15 protein-coding genes are annotated in these 16,643 nt (G+C 39.0%); 3 read left to right on the top strand and 12 right to left on the bottom strand.

The window, feature by feature from the left end; translation table 11 throughout:
- Positions 1–179: 179 nt before the first annotated feature.
- Together H8S64_RS22560 and H8S64_RS22555 are read left to right on the top strand one after the other, a co-directional pair.
- Positions 180–365 (top strand): AAA family ATPase, encoded by a 186-nt coding sequence (locus H8S64_RS22560; RefSeq protein WP_255469511.1) that lies wholly within the window; start codon positions 180–182, stop codon positions 363–365.
- Positions 304–846 carry an AAA family ATPase gene (locus tag H8S64_RS22555; RefSeq protein WP_255469510.1) on the top strand — a complete coding sequence of 181 codons (543 nt, stop codon included), beginning with the start codon at positions 304–306 and terminating at the stop codon, positions 844–846. The genes H8S64_RS22560 and H8S64_RS22555 overlap by 62 nt, the downstream gene beginning before the upstream one ends.
- On the opposite strand, the gene H8S64_RS11270 is transcribed toward H8S64_RS22555, so the two are convergent.
- Positions 812–4,042 (bottom strand): glycoside hydrolase family 2 TIM barrel-domain containing protein, encoded by a 3,231-nt coding sequence (locus tag H8S64_RS11270; protein WP_186976142.1) that lies wholly within the window; start codon positions 4,040–4,042, stop codon positions 812–814. The two genes, H8S64_RS22555 and H8S64_RS11270, sit on opposite strands and share 35 nt — an antisense overlap.
- Before the next feature lie 156 nt (positions 4,043–4,198).
- Entirely contained in the window at positions 4,199–4,774 is a 576-nt protein-coding gene (locus tag H8S64_RS11265; RefSeq protein WP_186976141.1) for a DUF4251 domain-containing protein, read from the bottom strand.
- Positions 4,775–4,947: 173 nt separating this feature from the next.
- Between H8S64_RS11265 and H8S64_RS11260 the strand changes: the two genes are divergently transcribed.
- Positions 4,948–6,564, top strand: coding sequence for a CehA/McbA family metallohydrolase domain-containing protein (locus tag H8S64_RS11260; protein ID WP_099291445.1), 1,617 nt, complete (start codon positions 4,948–4,950; stop codon positions 6,562–6,564).
- A 302-nt stretch (positions 6,565–6,866) separates the two neighbouring features.
- Here the strand turns inward: H8S64_RS11260 and H8S64_RS11255 are convergent, their stop codons facing one another.
- The 10 genes from H8S64_RS11255 to H8S64_RS11210 form a co-directional block, all read right to left on the bottom strand.
- Complete coding sequence (locus tag H8S64_RS11255; protein WP_186976140.1) at positions 6,867–7,460, bottom strand: hypothetical protein; 594 nt, start codon at positions 7,458–7,460, stop codon at positions 6,867–6,869.
- Positions 7,393–7,932, bottom strand: coding sequence for a hypothetical protein (locus tag H8S64_RS11250; RefSeq protein WP_186976139.1), 540 nt, complete (start codon positions 7,930–7,932; stop codon positions 7,393–7,395). Before H8S64_RS11250 ends, H8S64_RS11255 begins: the two co-directional genes overlap by 68 nt.
- Positions 7,925–8,341 carry a pepsin/retropepsin-like aspartic protease family protein gene (locus H8S64_RS11245; protein ID WP_186976138.1) on the bottom strand — a complete coding sequence of 139 codons (417 nt, stop codon included), beginning with the start codon at positions 8,339–8,341 and terminating at the stop codon, positions 7,925–7,927. Before H8S64_RS11245 ends, H8S64_RS11250 begins: the two co-directional genes overlap by 8 nt.
- 33 nt (positions 8,342–8,374) lie before the next feature.
- The gene (locus tag H8S64_RS11240; protein ID WP_186976137.1) at positions 8,375–8,980 is read right to left on the bottom strand and encodes a hypothetical protein; all 606 of its coding nucleotides are present in this window, start codon (positions 8,978–8,980) and stop codon (positions 8,375–8,377) included.
- 984 nt (positions 8,981–9,964) lie between these two features.
- Positions 9,965–10,921, bottom strand: a complete 957-nt coding sequence (locus tag H8S64_RS11235; protein WP_370645591.1) for a DUF3871 family protein — start codon at positions 10,919–10,921, stop codon at positions 9,965–9,967.
- Positions 10,922–10,994: 73 nt separating this feature from the next.
- A complete protein-coding gene (locus tag H8S64_RS11230; protein ID WP_186976135.1) occupies positions 10,995–11,882 on the bottom strand; it encodes an AAA family ATPase in 888 nt (295 codons plus the stop codon).
- A gap of 92 nt (positions 11,883–11,974) precedes the next feature.
- A complete protein-coding gene (locus H8S64_RS11225) occupies positions 11,975–12,247 on the bottom strand; it encodes a hypothetical protein (RefSeq protein WP_186976134.1) in 273 nt (90 codons plus the stop codon).
- Between the two features lie 215 nt (positions 12,248–12,462).
- Positions 12,463–12,978, bottom strand: coding sequence for a hypothetical protein (locus H8S64_RS11220; protein WP_099291452.1), 516 nt, complete (start codon positions 12,976–12,978; stop codon positions 12,463–12,465).
- 237 nt (positions 12,979–13,215) lie between these two features.
- Positions 13,216–13,947: a hypothetical protein gene (locus H8S64_RS11215; protein ID WP_099291454.1), complete on the bottom strand. Its 732-nt coding sequence runs from the start codon at positions 13,945–13,947 to the stop codon at positions 13,216–13,218.
- Positions 13,948–14,450: 503 nt separating this feature from the next.
- Positions 14,451–16,583, bottom strand: coding sequence for a hypothetical protein (locus tag H8S64_RS11210; RefSeq protein WP_186976133.1), 2,133 nt, complete (start codon positions 16,581–16,583; stop codon positions 14,451–14,453).
- Positions 16,584–16,643 lie beyond the last annotated feature (60 nt).

Raw genomic sequence — 16,643 nt, 5'->3', positions numbered from 1 at the left:
ACTCGTGATATATTTTACGTGTCACGAGTTAATTATGCCGGGACTTTTCTTTAGGTGCGTGAAGAATTGTGTCCCGGCATTATTGATGGAACGTAAAATGTAAACTTTCAAGTGGGTATTTATGTCAATTGGAATCGTAGGAAAAAGTTGTAACTTTGTAATGATTAAAATATCAGGTTATGGCAACGAAGAAACTTCCTTATGGTTTAAGTGATTTCCGTTTATTGCAAACTGATGATTATTATTACGTGGACAAAACTCGTTTTATCGAGGAGGTGGAGAATTCTCCTCGATTTTTTATTTATGATACGTCCTCGTCGTTTCGGGAAGTCGTTGTGGTTGTCGATACTGGAAAGTTATTATGACGTGGCGTTCGAGGATCGTTTCGAGGAGTTGTTCGGGAAATATTACATCGGGCAACATCCGACATCGGAACGGAATAAATATTTGATATTGAGTTTTAATTTTGCCGGAGTGAGCCCGGATATCGATCGTTTGGAACAATCTTTCTGGGGGCATTTGGATCTTACTATTTGGCCGGAGCAAGAATTGGGAAAGGGATATTGCGACCTGTGGATGGCACCGAATTTGGTGAATCATCTCGGAATGAAGTACAGTTACGTGGTGGAGTTCAAGTATCTAAAGCATGGAGCCACAGACCAAGAAGTTGCCAATAAACTGGAAGAGGCAAAAGAGCAATTGCGCCGATATGCCGATGACAAAAAAATAAAAGCCCAAGCCGGACTCACGGAAATACGTTATATCGCTGTCGTTTACCGGGCTTGGGAATTGGTTAAGTTGGAAGAGGTTTCTATGGCAAATACCGATACCCCGTGTGGTTGTTAATTTCAGAGTTATTGTTGATCGGGATGATCATAACACTCCAATAGTAATCACGGTTCGCAGAGAGCGTGTACCGCAGGTAGGGTCGGGAACCCCAACTATCGTCGCCCGCGACACCCATCATCCGATGGTCAAGACATACTTCCACGAAGTTACGGGGGAGGATCTCGTTGACGTGGGTTTGCTTGCGCTTGTGGTTTTGTGCCATTAGCGGATCATGGGATTCGTCTTTCGTGAAGTTTTGCCATTGGTAAGGGCTGGTGGATTCTTCACTATCGAAGTCCTCTATCCGATTGCGGGATACGTTGAATTCCATTAGATTCGAATCGGCTACAAAGAGGAGTCCTTTACCTGTTTTGTCTGTTAGGGCTAACCAACGGGCATCTGTCTTGTGCCCGTTCTCCTGCGGACGAACGTAAGGCACGTACTGTTGCTCGGCGGTGCTCTTGTAATGTCCGACGAGTGTCCCATGGTTGCGGTCGCGATAGTTCTCCTCGGGACCTCGTCCGAAATATTCCATTTGGTTGAGGTCTGACGGGACACGGAAGCGTGTACCTATTCTGGGTATTTCCGGGGCATTGGGATTAGCTTCCAGATGACAGGCCACGTTCAGGTAACCGGAGGGATAGATCGTGTAGGACACGTGGTAACGGGTGTTACTTTCCTGCAACCGATACGTGATTGTCAGATTCGTACTTATTGTCGAGGCAGAAGTCCGGATTCCGGCGATTTTAAAATTCTTGCCGGCTTGTTTCCACGCTTGCAGGCGATGGGGCATACCGTTGCCGTAGTCATTATCGGTGGGGCCTCGCCAGAAGTTGGGTTGGAAGCCGAAATCATCCGCTATATACTGTACGCCTTTCACCCGGTAGGAAGTAACGTACCCTTTTTGCTTGTGGAAGACAAATTCCATGTCCGGGTTGGAAATACGAATTTCCGGTCCGTTCTCTTCCATGGAAAGCACTTGTTCCGGGGCGGCTTGATAAACGGGTTTAGGTGTCGTTACCGGGATTTGGAATTGTTCGGAAGCCACGATGTAGCCTGCGGGAGCGAATAAGGCGGGCTTTTTGGTTTTCACGTGTAGATTCAAGAAATATTCCACGCCGGGTTTTATCTTTAGATTCCTAAGCGGGATGGTTACTTGACGGTCTTTACCCGGAGCGATATTTTGCGAGGGAAGAGTTCCCGAATGTAGAATTTCCGTGTCGCCGATCAACGTGTATTCAATAGTGAACTGGTTGAGGTTGGTAAAGTCATAACGGTTTTCTATTTTCACGACGCCTTTGCTGATATCGACCGGCTGAAACCAAACGTACTGATAGGCTTTTTTTACTTCCGTGAGTCCGGGGTGCGGTTCCCGGTCGGGACCGACAAGACCGTTACACAGAAAGTTGCCGTCGGATGGGGCGTCCCTCCCGAAATCTCCCCCGTAAGCCCAGAATGGTGTACCGTTCTCATCTTTCACGAGTATGCCTTGGTCTATCCAGTCCCAGATAAATCCGCCTTGGAGATTGGGATAACGATAGATCACGTTCCATAAATCCATGAAGTTTCCGGTACTATTGCCCATGGCGTGAGCGTATTCGGACATGATATACGGTCGGTCTGTTTGTGAATTACCCCACCGTTCGAGAGCGTCGGCACCCGGGTACTGGGGACAATAAATATCCGTGTTCCACTCGAGTCCGGCCCGTTCGTATTGTATCGGGCGAGAAGTATCCTGTGCTTTCAACCAATTGTAAGTCACGTAGAAATTGTACCCGTTCCCGGCTTCGTTACCGAGAGACCAGAACGTGATACAGGGATAGTTTTTGCTTGTTTCGTACATGTTCACGGTGCGATCCATGTGGGCATTCAGCCAGCGTGGGTTATTACCGAGCGTGCGACCTTTGCGAAGATCATATCCCATGCCGTGGGATTCGATATTCGCCTCGTTGCACACGTAGAAACCGTACTCGTTACAGAGTTCATAGAAACGACGTTGTTGAGGGTAATGACAACAACGGATAGCATTGATATTATGGCGTTTCATCGTTTTGAAATCTTTTCGCATATCGGCTTCGCCGAGTACATGCCCCGTGTGTTCGTTATGCTCGTGGTAATTGACACCTTTGATGAGTACGGGACGCCCGTTCACAAGGAATTGGTTGCCCCGGATTTCAAATTTGCGGAATCCGACCCGAAAAGGAATAATTTCGGTTTGTTTGCCCGATTGTTCGATTTGAATAAAAAGTTGGTAGAGATGGGGTGTTTCCGCTGTCCATGCCTCTACTTGTGGAATCGTGGTGTCGAAATGAACATGGGCGATAGAATCGACGTTGACTATTTTCTGCCCTTCCGCTACTCGTGTACCCGACGGACTTTCCAATTGATAACGCACGGTGATTTGTCCCGGTTGTTTCGGATTTTTGTTTACCAAGGTTAGGTCAAGCCCGAAAAGTCCATTGGTATAACTGCTGTCCAAGTCCTGTCGGATGGAGAAATCCCAAGGATGAACGGGAGATTGCGCGAAGAGATAGACATCTCTTTCAATCCCGCTGATACGCCAGAAATCCTGACATTCAAGATAACTGCCCGTTGACCAGCGATAGACTTCAAGAGCGATCAGATTCTGCCCCGGTTTCAAGTAACGGGTGATGTTGTATTCCACGGGATCTTTGGAATCTTCGCTATATCCCACTTTTGTCCCGTTCACGTAAAGGTAACAACCGGATTTTACCGCCCCGATGTGCAGGAATATTTCTTTCCCGTCCCATTGTTCCGGCAATTCGAAGTATTTGCGATATGATCCTACCGGATTTTCTTCCGGCAGAAGTGGCGGTTGCGGGTTGCGGGGGCAAAACTCGTACGGGTGATTCGTATACAAGGCGACCCCGTACCCGTTGACTTCCCAGTTTGCCGGAACCTCGATTTCTTCCCAACCGGAATCATTAAAATCCGTTTTGTAAAAGTTTATCGGGCGTTTCTTGTAGGTAGAAACCCAGAGGAATTTCCATTTACCGTTCAAAAACTTGTAGTCTGCGGAAGCCTTGAAATCGTTATCTCGGGCTTTGTCAATATCCCCGTAAGTCATAAACGGGGTTCTCGGGTATTCTTTCCCGACAAAAGGGATCGTTTCGTCCTGCCATTCCGGCTTGTCCTGCATATAGGCTGTAAGACAAATGAAACAACAAAGAATAGTGAAGAATAGTCTTTTCATCTTTCGTGTGGTTTGTAGGTTACAAATGTAAAGATAGTACATTTTTGTTAAAAGATGACACGAAGGATGTAAAGTCGTAAGATTTTTAATAATATACCCCTTCATCTCTCCTTTGTACGGGGGATGAAGGGGCGTGGTTGTATCTGAACGTGTGTGCTAACGTTTAATCCCTTCAAAAATACTTGCTTTTTCCTGTGGCAAAAGTTTGCCCATCATTGTAAGGGTATTTGAATTGAAGGAGGGCGAAATCCTTGCCGAAACGTTATTAGAGCCGGGGGAGAGAGAAATAGTCACGTACGCGGAAATACTCACTCCTTGGACATAAAAACTATAAATAACGCTTCCGTTTTTTTCCGTTTTCATTTTGACGTCCGATACATTCCCTTCGACCGTGAAACCGCCTAATCCGTTTTGAAGCGGACGGGGGGTATCGAAACTTACTTGCACGGTAGCTTTTTTATTTGCCATAGAAATGAAATTTCTCGTGGCACTTACGCTTGTTGATCTACCTCTTTTGAAGATCAAATGGTGGGCTTCCAGTACAAAATTATTGTTTTCCAGAGCCCGGATCGCTTCCTTGTACAATCGTTCATTTTCTTTTTGTTGAGCGATTTTACGTTCTTGTCTGGTTAGTTTGCGTTGCTCTTTAGCCGTCATGTTTTGTGCGGTTAGCGACGCGAAGGTGCCTAGCACGAGGGCCAGCATCATGAATAATGTAGTGATGTGTCTCATAATATAGTGTATTTTGAGATTTTTACGTGAAAGAAACAAGAAAGTTATTCCCCTGCACCCGGGAAAACCTGTTACGAGAGGGCGTTACTATTTCTTCATTATTCTGAAATCTATTGGTAACATCGGGTACATACATTTGTGACGCAAAATTTAATCAATGAAACTTTGAAAACATGAAAAACAATTTATTATTATCACTTGCGCTCGTTGTAGCTTTATTCTCGGCTTGTAATGAAAACTCCGATCCGGAAATCGGAGGTGGAGGCAATGAAGAAGAAAAACCGGTATTCGGAACGTATCTGACAGGAGATTTTCACCAACACACGGCTTACTCGGATGGTACGAATCCAATTAAATTTGTCTATTCTCAAGCTAAAAAATATGACCTTGATTTCTCCGTGAATAGTGAACACGGGGGTGCTTTCGGGGGTGATGCCAGTGAGGGGGATTTCGAGGGAGAATGTCCGAGATGGAGTGAAACAACCGTATTTAAAGGGGATGCAAACGGCAGAAACATGTGGCGTTGGCAATCGATAAAAGATTATAGTTGGTTACAGACAAAGGCTTTCGGGGATGCAAACAAAGATATGATTATCATGCAAGGTTTGGAATGGAACCCCGCGGGACACGAACATGCGAGTACGTGCATTATCACGGGACAATTTGATGGTCCCGATGCTTCGAGAAATGCTGATGCGATGGCACAGTTTGAATATATGTTTGATAACAATGACAAGGATCAGACTGGCGGCAATGAATACGGTTGGGTTAAGTCCTCGAAAGCAGGTCACGAAAAAACAATGGAAGCCGCGGCTTGGTTGCAGGCTAATCACCGGAAAACAAGTTGGATAGTACCTGCACACCCGGAACGCCAGAACAAATGGTCTATATCCGATTTCCGGGATTTGAATGATGTCGCACCGGATGTATTTGTTGCTTTTGAAAGTACTCCGGGGCATCAAGCATCCGCGAACCGTGGAGGAATAGGTAATTCATCTTCATTCAAAAAGAGTTATACTTACGGCGGTACCGGTATCATGGCAGCACAAGTCGGAGGACTCTGGGATGCGATGTTGTCCGAAGGGCGGAATTTTTGGTTAGTTGCCAATTCCGATTTTCATAAGCATGTCAGTAAGGGGGCGGATGATTTTTATCCCGGTGAATACCAGAAAACATATGTGTCTGTCAAAGAAAAAACGGCACAAGGTATTGTTGACGGTCTTCGCTCCGGTAATATATTTACGGTTCATGGTGATCTGATTGATAAACTTGAATTTTCTATCGGCTCGGCAACCATGGGACAAACGTATACTGCAAAAACAGAAAAAATCAAGATTAGTATTGTTGTTCGGGACCCTGAAACAAACAATAATAACATGTACACGTCGCTGACAAATCCAAAACTTGATCATATCGATTTAATCGCCGGCGAAATGCGTTCTAAAATAACTAAAGGTTCTGCGGAATACAGTATCGACAATTACGATAAAACGAAAGTTATCGCTCGTTTCGATGCAGTCGGTGGTGTAACTGACGCGAATGGTATCGTGAGCCAGAAATGGACAACCCGAGAAGGGGGAGTTAAAGTGATCGAGTACGAGGTGGAACTTACCAAGGATACGTATTTTAGGTTACGCGGAACAAATCATGGCTTGAATAAAGCAGGTGAAACCGATGCTAACGGAAATCCGTTAGTCGATACTCCCACGGCAAATAATGAAGCCGCGGCAAAAGTCTCTTTCGAGGATTTATGGTTTTACTCGAATCCTATCTTCGTGAAGAAAAATTAAGTAGTTAATAATCTACAAGGTACCCACTTGACTTTTCTATAGTTAGGTGGGTATTTACTTCCTATAAAAAAACCACCTACTTTCGTAAGTGGCTCATTTTCGGTGACCTCGGTGGGACTCGAACCCACTCTGTATAACATTAAAATACAACATGTTAGATGCTTGCTGAATGTGATATGCACCTGTAAGGATACCAGATATAGATTAAACAATATTTTTCTTACAAATCATATTATCTTTATTCTTCCCACCATAATGGAAATGTAGAGGCTGAATAAGTTTCATGTTACTGTGTTCATAATTCAATCATTAATTTCTAGTTTATTAAAGTCAATAATCCATTTGTGCTTTTTGAGAAAGTTTGTTCCTAGTACCCCAGAGAACATCTTCTCTTTGGATGTGCAATAGGGACATAGGCTTTGGTCAATGTAAAATAGTTCAGAATAAGTCTTTCCATTATATTCAAATTTGAGTATAGTAGATTCACATCCCATTATAACCCCATTTTTACATCTAACCTTCTTGATACCTTCTCTCTTCTGGAATACCTCTCTAAACAAGTATAAAGGGGTTTTTATGGGGGCTTCTGGAGAGGGAAAATTTAAATTCAACCACTCATGAGATTTAATCCTTTCCTGTGAAGCTGGATATTCCTCGTGAAAGAAGTCAACCAAGCAAGGAGCAAGTAGGTTGTACTTGCAACTAGTATCCACCAAGAAAGTGAATCCTATACCCTTGACTTGAATTAATATCATAGGTTGAGCTTTAAATTTTTCCATCAATTTTAATATTGTCATTAAGAGGGTGTATATTATTGAATCAAACAGTTTACCATAATGCTCTTTCAGAAGGAAGAAAACAACAAAGAAGAGGATTTCCTGCTTCAATTTCTTCATTCCCTATTTTTATATAGAAATGATAAATTGTCCTAAAATACCCTTGAGATTCTGCAATTCTTATTTCTCCTGTATCTGTCTTAACTATAGCTAGTTTTGTTAATTCATACATTGAACCTAAAGGAGTATTTTGCATATATCCTGTAGCAAGACCATAATATTCAACAGATTTAATTGCACATGTAATAGGATTATCAATACCTACTTCAATAGTAACTAAATCCTTATTTTCGAAAAGTACTTTTAATCTTGATGAATAATTATCTTTAAATGAAGCATTTTCTGTTGTTTTAATTAATACAGCTCCATAACCACTAGCTGTATATGGTATATTCGTTTTGAGGAAGTTATTACATGAGTAAACACTATCCATTAGGCTTATAGGATTTACTTTATTTGCTTTTTGTGTTTGCTGAGTATTGCATCCTATAATAAAGAAGAATATAGGAAGCAAAATGTGATATTTATTCATTATAATTTGATATGTTAAGTTTATTAAAATCAATTATCCACTTGTTTTCTAGTAAAAACTTTATACCAAGTACCCCATGAATTTGTATTCCAGTTTCTTCCTGCACTTGTTTAATAGCTTCAGAAGCATCCAATACAGAAAAAGTGGAAGTATAATCTTTCCCTTCAAAATTGAATGTGGCTTCAATAGTAGGAGTCTCTCGGTATTGTCCCTCTATTCCCATAAGTGATTGGGTGTCATCTAGTAATTTAAACTCATCCCTAAAGTGGTTATATACAAAATCAAATAAGATATTATGTGTTGAACCCGTATCTATCAAGAAACATAGATTCTTTAGTTTACCTGATGTTAGTATTAAGGGTAATCCTGCTTTTTGTAGTCCTAAAGTGATTGGGAATGATTTATCCATATTATTTTCATTATAGAGTTTATGAAGTGATAATTAGTCTAATAGAACTCCTTTGAATTGGAGTTTCCAATTATTACCATTCATTTTGAACATAAGTCGTCGTGTCATCCAATTGTCATAATAACAATACCAGCTTTTAACAAATAGTTCGTTGAATGATAATGCATCAAGAGAGTTGTTAATTAGTATTGTATAATAAACATATAACCCTATTCCTATTGAAACAGATTCTGGGTCTAAAGAACGCCTTTCAACTTCATTATCAACGTTCAATATATCTTCTACATCTTTAAATTGTGCATGCATTGTAAGCATACTTATTTGTTGGTACAAGATATTAATATCTTTATTATAAAGATGTTTCATTGCTTGATTATTCTGGCAGAATAGGTTGTCTTTGTATGTTGTCATATGTAGCTTCATGAATAAGCTAAATTTCCCCTCTGGAGCATTAGGGTCTACATAATGCGAACATAAAAAACCTTTACTTTTAAAACAATAATCAGGGGCTTGGACTTGCATTGCAGCAATACTTTGATTTTTACTACTTGTCAATTTAAATGCATCACATGAAGGTTTTAACATTGATTCAATGCTGTACTGCTGCATTAAAGCGGCATCTAATTCTTTTGTATTCATAGTTTTTCTTTTTGTAGCCATAGTACAAAAAGAAGGTGTGAGCCAAGCCTCAATTGCAAGTCCAAGGTATTACCACACACCTATAATCACACAATATAAGGGAAGCCCACACCGTATGGTATGAGTATCCACTACTTACTGTTGTGATTATTAGTCTTCAAGGTGGTAATTTTAGGACTATCACGAGTAAGAAGCAAACACTTCTTTTTCTAGTATGTCTTGATTAAACTTCTATTTCATTAGCAATCATTTAACTGTTACTACCGCAAAGTTATGACTTTTCTGCAATAAACAATCATTTAAAAGCTATTTTAGAAGGTTTTCAATCCATGCTAGTACCACAGGCATGAGCTTGTATCCTTGTTTGTGTTCAATACACTCCAGAAGAGGAAAGAAGTACTTCAATCCTTCATTCTTGATGGCAAATGTACCACATTTCTATCATTTGTCCCTGATTCTCATATCAATTCAATTTAAAAGCCCCAATCTTTACCAGAAAGGGGCTTGAAACAACAATAAAAACAATCACACGAGGGATACCCTCATTCATTCTTCGCAATAACACATATCATTATTATCCAGATAATAACATGAACAATAGCCTCGATAATCATATTCATTAGACCATATTTATCTTGTACAACTTTAAGCCTGTTATCTAAAAGCTACTCCAGAATAGGGTATTGTTAATAAACAGGGATACATCACCCCTTCTAGGCTCTATAAACCACCTTCAACGCGTAATCACGTCTTTTAATTCCAGTGACAGGTTGTATTCACTTCTCCTTTATTAGACAATGGAAGTGAATACATGGCTCACTTTAATGATACAATGTATTATTATATACCCAAGTGAGCAATGTCGAATTTTTCCAGTTTAACCTTATACGGTGTAACATCAATTTTTTCGACACTATAAAATTTCCCATCATAATGGATAAAATGTAACTGGTAGTTCCAGAAGTTGAGTTATGGTGAAGAGAGTTACTGGATAAACCATGAATACTCGTTTCTTTCATTTAGAGCCTTGTTTAGCCCTTCTGTCAATTGGGTGGCATTAAGAGCCCTATCAATGAAATTATCAATGTAGGATGACTTGTTAGCCCCTGTAAGAAGGTTGTAGACTCTCCACATGCTGATTTCCCTGTTACCTTCTTGAATGGCAAAGTTTTCATCATTGTAATATGCCTTGGCTACAAGTCCTATCTGGGTATCAGTCATAAGCATTGAAGGTAGCCTCTTCTTCTGTTCACTGGGTAGGAATTGATACATCCTGCTCTTTCCCAAGAACTGTGCAAACTGGCTTTCAGTCATGTAACAATCCTTGTAAGTAGCCATGTTGTGAAGGTGTTGGGCTGCATTATACTCGTGAATTACCCTTATTGTGGCATTAAACAGGTCTGCAACACTCGTCACCTTCAACTCTGACTTGTACCCGTCGGTTGAAACACACATGTTGCAGCAAACCATGTTCTTGAAGCCAATAAACACCTTGAACTTCTCGATGCCCTTCTTGCTGTAAAGATTTTCATGATTGTAAGCCCTAACCCCTCCAACAGTGAGATTGAGCCTGTTGCCTTCTATATCCTCGTGAATGGAGGGGATTTGAATACAAAACATCATTCTTTCATAGTAGATGGTCTTGTCTTCATCCAGCAAGTCTTTCACTGGTTTGTGAATGGCATCTGGTGTTCTACCTTTAATAACATGGCTAACCCTGATGGAGGGTTCTTCAATCTCTTCCCTTGGAAATGCTTGATTGGCAGCTTCCCAGACAGTTTCAATGAAAGAAGGGTGAGAGATGGTCACTTCATTATCCTTGCTGAATACGGGCACCACGCAATCATTTTTCAAGTGTTGCATGGTGGCTTCTCTAGTGTTTGCCTCGATGAAAGGTAGTTGCCCCTCTATTAATATAGCATCTTCTGGAGTCCCTTTCATTATTCCAGTTTCAGGAGCAACAGGTGAAGTGCTTGCTCCAGAATTGTAGGTAGTGATGATGCTTGGATAAATATTAGTTCTGACGGGCTGTAATAGCATTGTTTCCATATCTTGTAAAATTAGGTTGGTAATTGATACCGGGTTGTTTCATGGCTTCTTGTAGTTTGACTCTCCTCGTGGTGAAGTCACTTGATAATTGAATGTTCCATTCAGGGTAGGCATGGTAAATAGTGGTCAGTTCTTCAATGGTTCTGGCTTGGTTAATCTTGCTTTTAACCATCTCCATGCTTACCCCTTCATTGCACCAGTCTAAAATAGCCTGTCCTGTAGTGGGGGTAATGATAAACTCTGGTTTATTTACAAACAGTGCTGTTCTATCCTTTGATGCAATAACTTGATGCTTCATGTTGATATCAAACACTATGGTAAACTCGTAATCTATCCCATCTCTCATGACAGCTTTTAATCCTACCTTTTCAGGTACCATTTTACCATTCTTTTCATTCAAAACATAATCTTGTTTACACCTCATGGTGCAAATAACATGGCTTCGAGATTGTAGAATCTTTTGCATGAAGGCATTGATTCTTGGAGTTACTTTCTGCCAGTTAGTGAATGAGTTACCTTGCAGGTTGGCATGGTATTCAAGCAAGTAATCCCAGCATTGAGAGATTGAGTCAATTATAATCACTTCTATCCCTGCATCTTCACACGCTTTTATAGCCTCAATATAAGTTTCTGGGGTGAAGTTTTCACTTAGATTCAATACATTATAAGTTCCCAAGTGAGCGTATAAATCAGCACTTCCATTTTCACTATCAATAACTGCAATTTTAGTCCAGTCATTGCATAAGCCATAGGCTAATAGCAAGGCAGAATAGGTCTTTCCTGAGCCTGCACAGCCTTGAAGGGCAAGCTTTATCTTGGCTTGCTTCTTTGATGATACTCTTAAATTTAGCATATTCAAATACTATTAATGATTAACAATTTAGAAAAATAAAAGAGCAGCCAGACATTCATCCAACTGCCCTTCTGGAGTGTATTCATTAGCTATTACAAGGTAGCCAATGTAGTAGCCCCTCCTTCTCCTTTCTGGTGCAACAAGAAGAACATCTCTCCAGTTGTAGCGGAGCATACTTCAGAAATTACTGGTACTGTTAGTTCTCCTGTTTCTACCTTCCTTGAACAAGCACCAGTTTCAAAGCCATAGACAAAGAAACATTTGCCAGTGTGCTCATTCCTTTTCACTTCAATCTTTTCTACATTGTGGTGTGCTTTAAACTCTGCTACACTCATTGTTTTCACGAACTTTAAATCTCTTTCCATGATTGTGAATTTATTATTGTTGTAGGGGGGACTATCCCCACCTGAGTGATGGGGAGGGTGGATTGGTTGGAGTATATAGCATTCATGACTCCAGAATAGAAAAAAAATAATTTTGGACAGGTCTTTTTAATCAGTAAAAACAGCTATACATTACCATGTTCTATATATAATAATCCCCCTCTCTCTGGTTGAAAACAGGGGATTATTTGTACTTATCAATACATGGTACTAAGAATCTCGTATCCTTTAGTTTTTATCCCGTCAATATATCTACTTGTATCATTAATATTGTACCAGTATTTGAGGTCAGAACCTTTGGCAGTACTTGTGATTCCTACTTGCTTGTATATCTTTTCTAGGATAGCTTTTGCTTCTTTAGCTGGAATAAAATCTTTGCTTTCAAGTTCTTCCTTGAGAATGGGAAATACTTTATTCTTTAAGAGAATATTTTCACATTCAATTTTGAGTTTACTTTCCTTGAAGTTTAGAGCTTTAATTTTTGAAGCACCTAAAGTCGAGTAATACACCTCTAAACTAGGGTCAGCTGATCTCATTGATGCAATTATCAGCTTATCAGGCATGGAATTACTTTCTTTATGAAGACAATATTCTTCCATTTTTTCCTTGAATGAACCTTTAACTATCGCTTGTTTTAATTGTGTATCATATACTTTCCACTCTTGTTTACTTATAATCTTGAATCCACTATCTTCCAGTTGTCTCTTTACCATAATACCATTTTCATATCCGTGTTTCTATACCTTGTAACAATACTCTTCATTTAACTTGGCTAAATCATTGAACCTAAATGTATCTGTATTGGAATCATACATGGTGTAAGACTTCGAGTACTTGTCAATTTTTTGTAATTTAACAATATCATCAATCTTTTTAGGTCTCAACAGGTGAGAAGCCTTGTTGCACTCTTCGATTTCCTCTTTTGTTAGATCAGTTTTTTTTCTCATGTACTATTCAAACGTTGTATCATCAATATCTTCAATTCCAGTGTTGTATATGAAATACAATCTTTTTCTGAATGGATTACTTTCCAACCTTTGTCTTCCCGCTATTTGTACAAGATCAGTGCCTATATCAATGGTTGTATTCAATTTCCTGTTATCACTGATAACAAAAGTCGAAGCACATTCAGAGTAGAAATCACATCCTGCATAAGAGGTAGAAGTACAAAAGGTGAACATTTTGTGTTTTTCTCCTCTCAAGGGGATTCTACCCTTGTTAAACCCCTCTCCTAGTTCCTTTATTAACTTGTTATTATCTTCTGAAGCCCCGACAATGATGTTTACCTCCTCTGGTGATAACTCGCATTGTTTGATTATATTCAGAATGTTAGTAACAGAGTTTAAAAAGATGATGCATTCTTTTGAATATACTTGTTTCCCGTCAACAAGCAAGACAGGATAATCACCTCTTTTATACATTGAAACAATACCAACTCCAGCAGCCATAGGGGTAGGGGATTTTTCCCTGATAACTTCTACAGTTTCTTTTTCTTCCCATTTCAGTTGATAGTATACAACACCCTTTAATACATCTAGTTGTTCAATAAATTGGTCTAGTATTGGTGTTGCAGACAGGTAAGTAATGTGTGGATATTCCTTTAGGCTATCTAATAGCCTGAGGTTCACTTCTGACTTGAAAGAAGCATCTCCTAAAATGTAATGAAACTCATCCACCACCACTCTCCATGGCTTCTTGTTAGGAATGCACTCCCCAATCTTCTAAAAAGAATCATAGGAAACAAGAATCTTTGGTATAGTAGCCTGCTTGATATAATCTTCAATTTCTTTCTTGTGCACCCCTCCAATAACAAGCAAAGCATTAGGATATTGGGAGTTTTTGTTTTTTAATAGTTCATTCCTTGGGCTACAAATAATAGTGGGATGCTTGTCTGTTAATGCAATAGTGGTAGCACCACATCCAGTTACTTCTTTGTTAAGGATACCATTGGGTAATTCAAACCCTTCTATTTCACTGAGGTACTTGATACCTTTTTTAATAGAAATAATTTTTTTCTACATAAAAAATATGTTTTAAGTGGAACTTTTTTGCACTAAAAAACAAATTTATTAAAGGTGATCTCGGTAAAAAAAAGTTCCATCAAACTACCCATCACCTTAATTGATATACAAATATACGCAAAAAAGATGAGATGTCCAAATTTATGGTATTAAAAATCAATACATTAAAACATAAAATATTGAAGTAAGTCATTTTCGGATTTATTCAACCTGTTCTTGTGTGATGAGAATTTAGACTCTTTTAGGATTATGTATTCCTTCTTGGGTCTGGTGGTTTTGAAAAAACACCTGAATAAAGTGATAAGCTTTCTCCCTTTCTCTTTAAAGTCCTTATGGAGGTGGTAGTATATGATAGGCTGCATTTTAGCTTCAATTTCCTCGTTTGTGTATTTATTGCCTACTTTGAAAGTTTCGTGAACAGATAACTTCAATGGGTGCTCTTCATCCAGAGCCCAGAATACAACTGAATTATTGAGATTCTTGAAGCCTATATTATTACCACTTTTTAGCTCTTTCAATAGCTGGATGGCTTCCTCCATGTTGATATACTTGTACAGGGAGAGAACTTGCTTGTAAACTTTTCTTTGGGCACTATTCCCGTGGTAACTTTTCCTTGATAAAACTTTTTCATCTACTTGTTGGTTGTTATGTAGTTCCAGAATCTCATCCAGTACTTTTACTCGTTCTTTCTGGGTTAGTTCTTTCTGTTGTTTCTTTTCTTCCTCCTCTATCTCTAGTTGTTTCTTTGGTTTCTCGTTTGGATCATCAGGAATAGAGGTTACGTCATAATAGCTCTTTAATGCTGTTTCAAGAAATTTGGGTACTTTGTAGTGGTTTCTGTAAAGGTTAATTCTTAATAACAAGTAGTCAAGATTCATATAAGCTACTTCCCACGTGTTTTCAATATTCTTTCTTACAAGGGACACCGGAGAGAACCTTCCTTGTAACCTTCCTGTAACCTTCTCCTTTATCACGTTTTGTACTATTGCAAATAGTTTGGTTAAGCTCTTATCACCATCACTTAATTCATCAGCCACGTTGAGTAGTTTAACAATTTTACTTCCTCTTTCAATCATCAATGCAATTTCATTAAGCCAAGTTTCTTTATAGTACATAGTGTTGTGAACTAGATGATTACTAAGTGTTTCTTCTTTGGTTAGATTGATTATTTGCTTTAATGAAAAAAGGGTATTCCATTGTTTCGTGTCAGAAACAATAATCAAGTGAGCCTTTTCTGTTATCTCTTTCTTGAGTTTGTTAAAGCACCAAAAGATGATTCTTTTAGGAGAGCTTGGAGTTTCCCCTTCTTGTTCCACGTGGTATTTGCCTGCTTCTAATTGCTTGTTGGGAGAACATATGATGCCACATTCTTTTTGATATCTCTCTTCTAAATTCAATATACATAATTTGGATTGTCTTACAGAGGGGTATATCAGGATAACCTTATCCTGAACGGGTAATTTCTCTATGATAGTCTTAATTCTACCCGTGATATTCACGCAAGGATACAAGGTTACATTCTTGTGTAAAGGTTGTTGCCAGTGAATGATATGCCTTTTTTCTTCCTTCAAGAGGGGATGGGTGAATGCCAAATGATCTGTCGTGTAAATACATCTATTGGTAGGTGGAAACTTGATATAATAATCCAGAACTTCTGCATTCAATTGATTGCTAGTTGCTTGAAGTTCCTCCATGTTTCTAATCATGAAAAAATAATTGATTATTTCATCCTTGAGTAAAAATACTAATGTCTTTAAAGTGAATGATGAAATAATGAATTTTTTCCATTCTACATTGGCTTTATAACAGATAATTTCTTCTTTTATATTTCCGTGCAGACTATCTATACAAAGGCTACTCGTTGTCACTTGGGAATGTTGTAGGGCTTCTTCTGGTGTGGAGAATAGTATGATGGAGTTTCTTTGAGTGTGGAGTTCTAGGTAGGTTGCTCCTATATTGGGTACAGGGCACTCTATAATACCACAAGGAGTTTCATTTAATCTTTCAGATAAGTGAGAAGTGGTAGGGGTACATTCAATAACTATAGCCTCTTGTTCTTTTAGAATATTATCTGGAGTTTCCTGTTTTTCAATAGTATCTTGAATAATGATGTTATTACTGGATTCTATAGAGTATAATGTTTCTTCTTCATTAGAGAGAATTATATCATTATTACTTGTGATGTTTTCTTCTTCTCTTAATGTATAAATAGTTGAACTCTCTTCTATGTCTTCTGGAGTAAGATCAAAAATATCACTATATTGATAATCTGTATCATTAGTATCTATGTTTGTCATGTCTCACTTGTATTTAATTATAAAATATATAATACTAAGTGCGCAAATATACGCAAAAAT

This window comes from Butyricimonas hominis (genome assembly GCF_014287455.1).
Taxonomy (GTDB): domain Bacteria; phylum Bacteroidota; class Bacteroidia; order Bacteroidales; family Marinifilaceae; genus Butyricimonas; species Butyricimonas muris.
This window is presented reverse-complemented; position numbering and strand designations above follow the sequence as displayed.

Excerpts from the sequence above, each read along its gene's own strand:
- H8S64_RS22560 (WP_255469511.1), top strand. The coding sequence starts at position 180 with ATGGCAACGAAGAAACTTCCTTATGGTTTAAGTGATTTCCGTTTATTG.
- H8S64_RS22555 (WP_255469510.1), top strand. The coding sequence starts at position 304 with ATGATACGTCCTCGTCGTTTCGGGAAGTCGTTGTGGTTGTCGATACTG.
- H8S64_RS11270 (WP_186976142.1), bottom strand. The coding sequence starts at position 4,042 with ATGAAAAGACTATTCTTCACTATTCTTTGTTGTTTCATTTGTCTTACA.
- H8S64_RS11265 (WP_186976141.1), bottom strand. The coding sequence starts at position 4,774 with ATGAGACACATCACTACATTATTCATGATGCTGGCCCTCGTGCTAGGC.
- H8S64_RS11260 (WP_099291445.1), top strand. The coding sequence starts at position 4,948 with ATGAAAAACAATTTATTATTATCACTTGCGCTCGTTGTAGCTTTATTC.
- H8S64_RS11255 (WP_186976140.1), bottom strand. The coding sequence starts at position 7,460 with ATGAAGAAATTGAAGCAGGAAATCCTCTTCTTTGTTGTTTTCTTCCTT.
- H8S64_RS11250 (WP_186976139.1), bottom strand. The coding sequence starts at position 7,932 with ATGAATAAATATCACATTTTGCTTCCTATATTCTTCTTTATTATAGGA.
- H8S64_RS11245 (WP_186976138.1), bottom strand. The coding sequence starts at position 8,341 with ATGGATAAATCATTCCCAATCACTTTAGGACTACAAAAAGCAGGATTA.
- H8S64_RS11240 (WP_186976137.1), bottom strand. The coding sequence starts at position 8,980 with ATGAATACAAAAGAATTAGATGCCGCTTTAATGCAGCAGTACAGCATT.
- H8S64_RS11235 (WP_370645591.1), bottom strand. The coding sequence starts at position 10,921 with ATGAAAGGGACTCCAGAAGATGCTATATTAATAGAGGGGCAACTACCT.
- H8S64_RS11230 (WP_186976135.1), bottom strand. The coding sequence starts at position 11,882 with ATGCTAAATTTAAGAGTATCATCAAAGAAGCAAGCCAAGATAAAGCTT.
- H8S64_RS11225 (WP_186976134.1), bottom strand. The coding sequence starts at position 12,247 with ATGGAAAGAGATTTAAAGTTCGTGAAAACAATGAGTGTAGCAGAGTTT.
- H8S64_RS11220 (WP_099291452.1), bottom strand. The coding sequence starts at position 12,978 with ATGGTAAAGAGACAACTGGAAGATAGTGGATTCAAGATTATAAGTAAA.
- H8S64_RS11210 (WP_186976133.1), bottom strand. The coding sequence starts at position 16,583 with ATGACAAACATAGATACTAATGATACAGATTATCAATATAGTGATATT.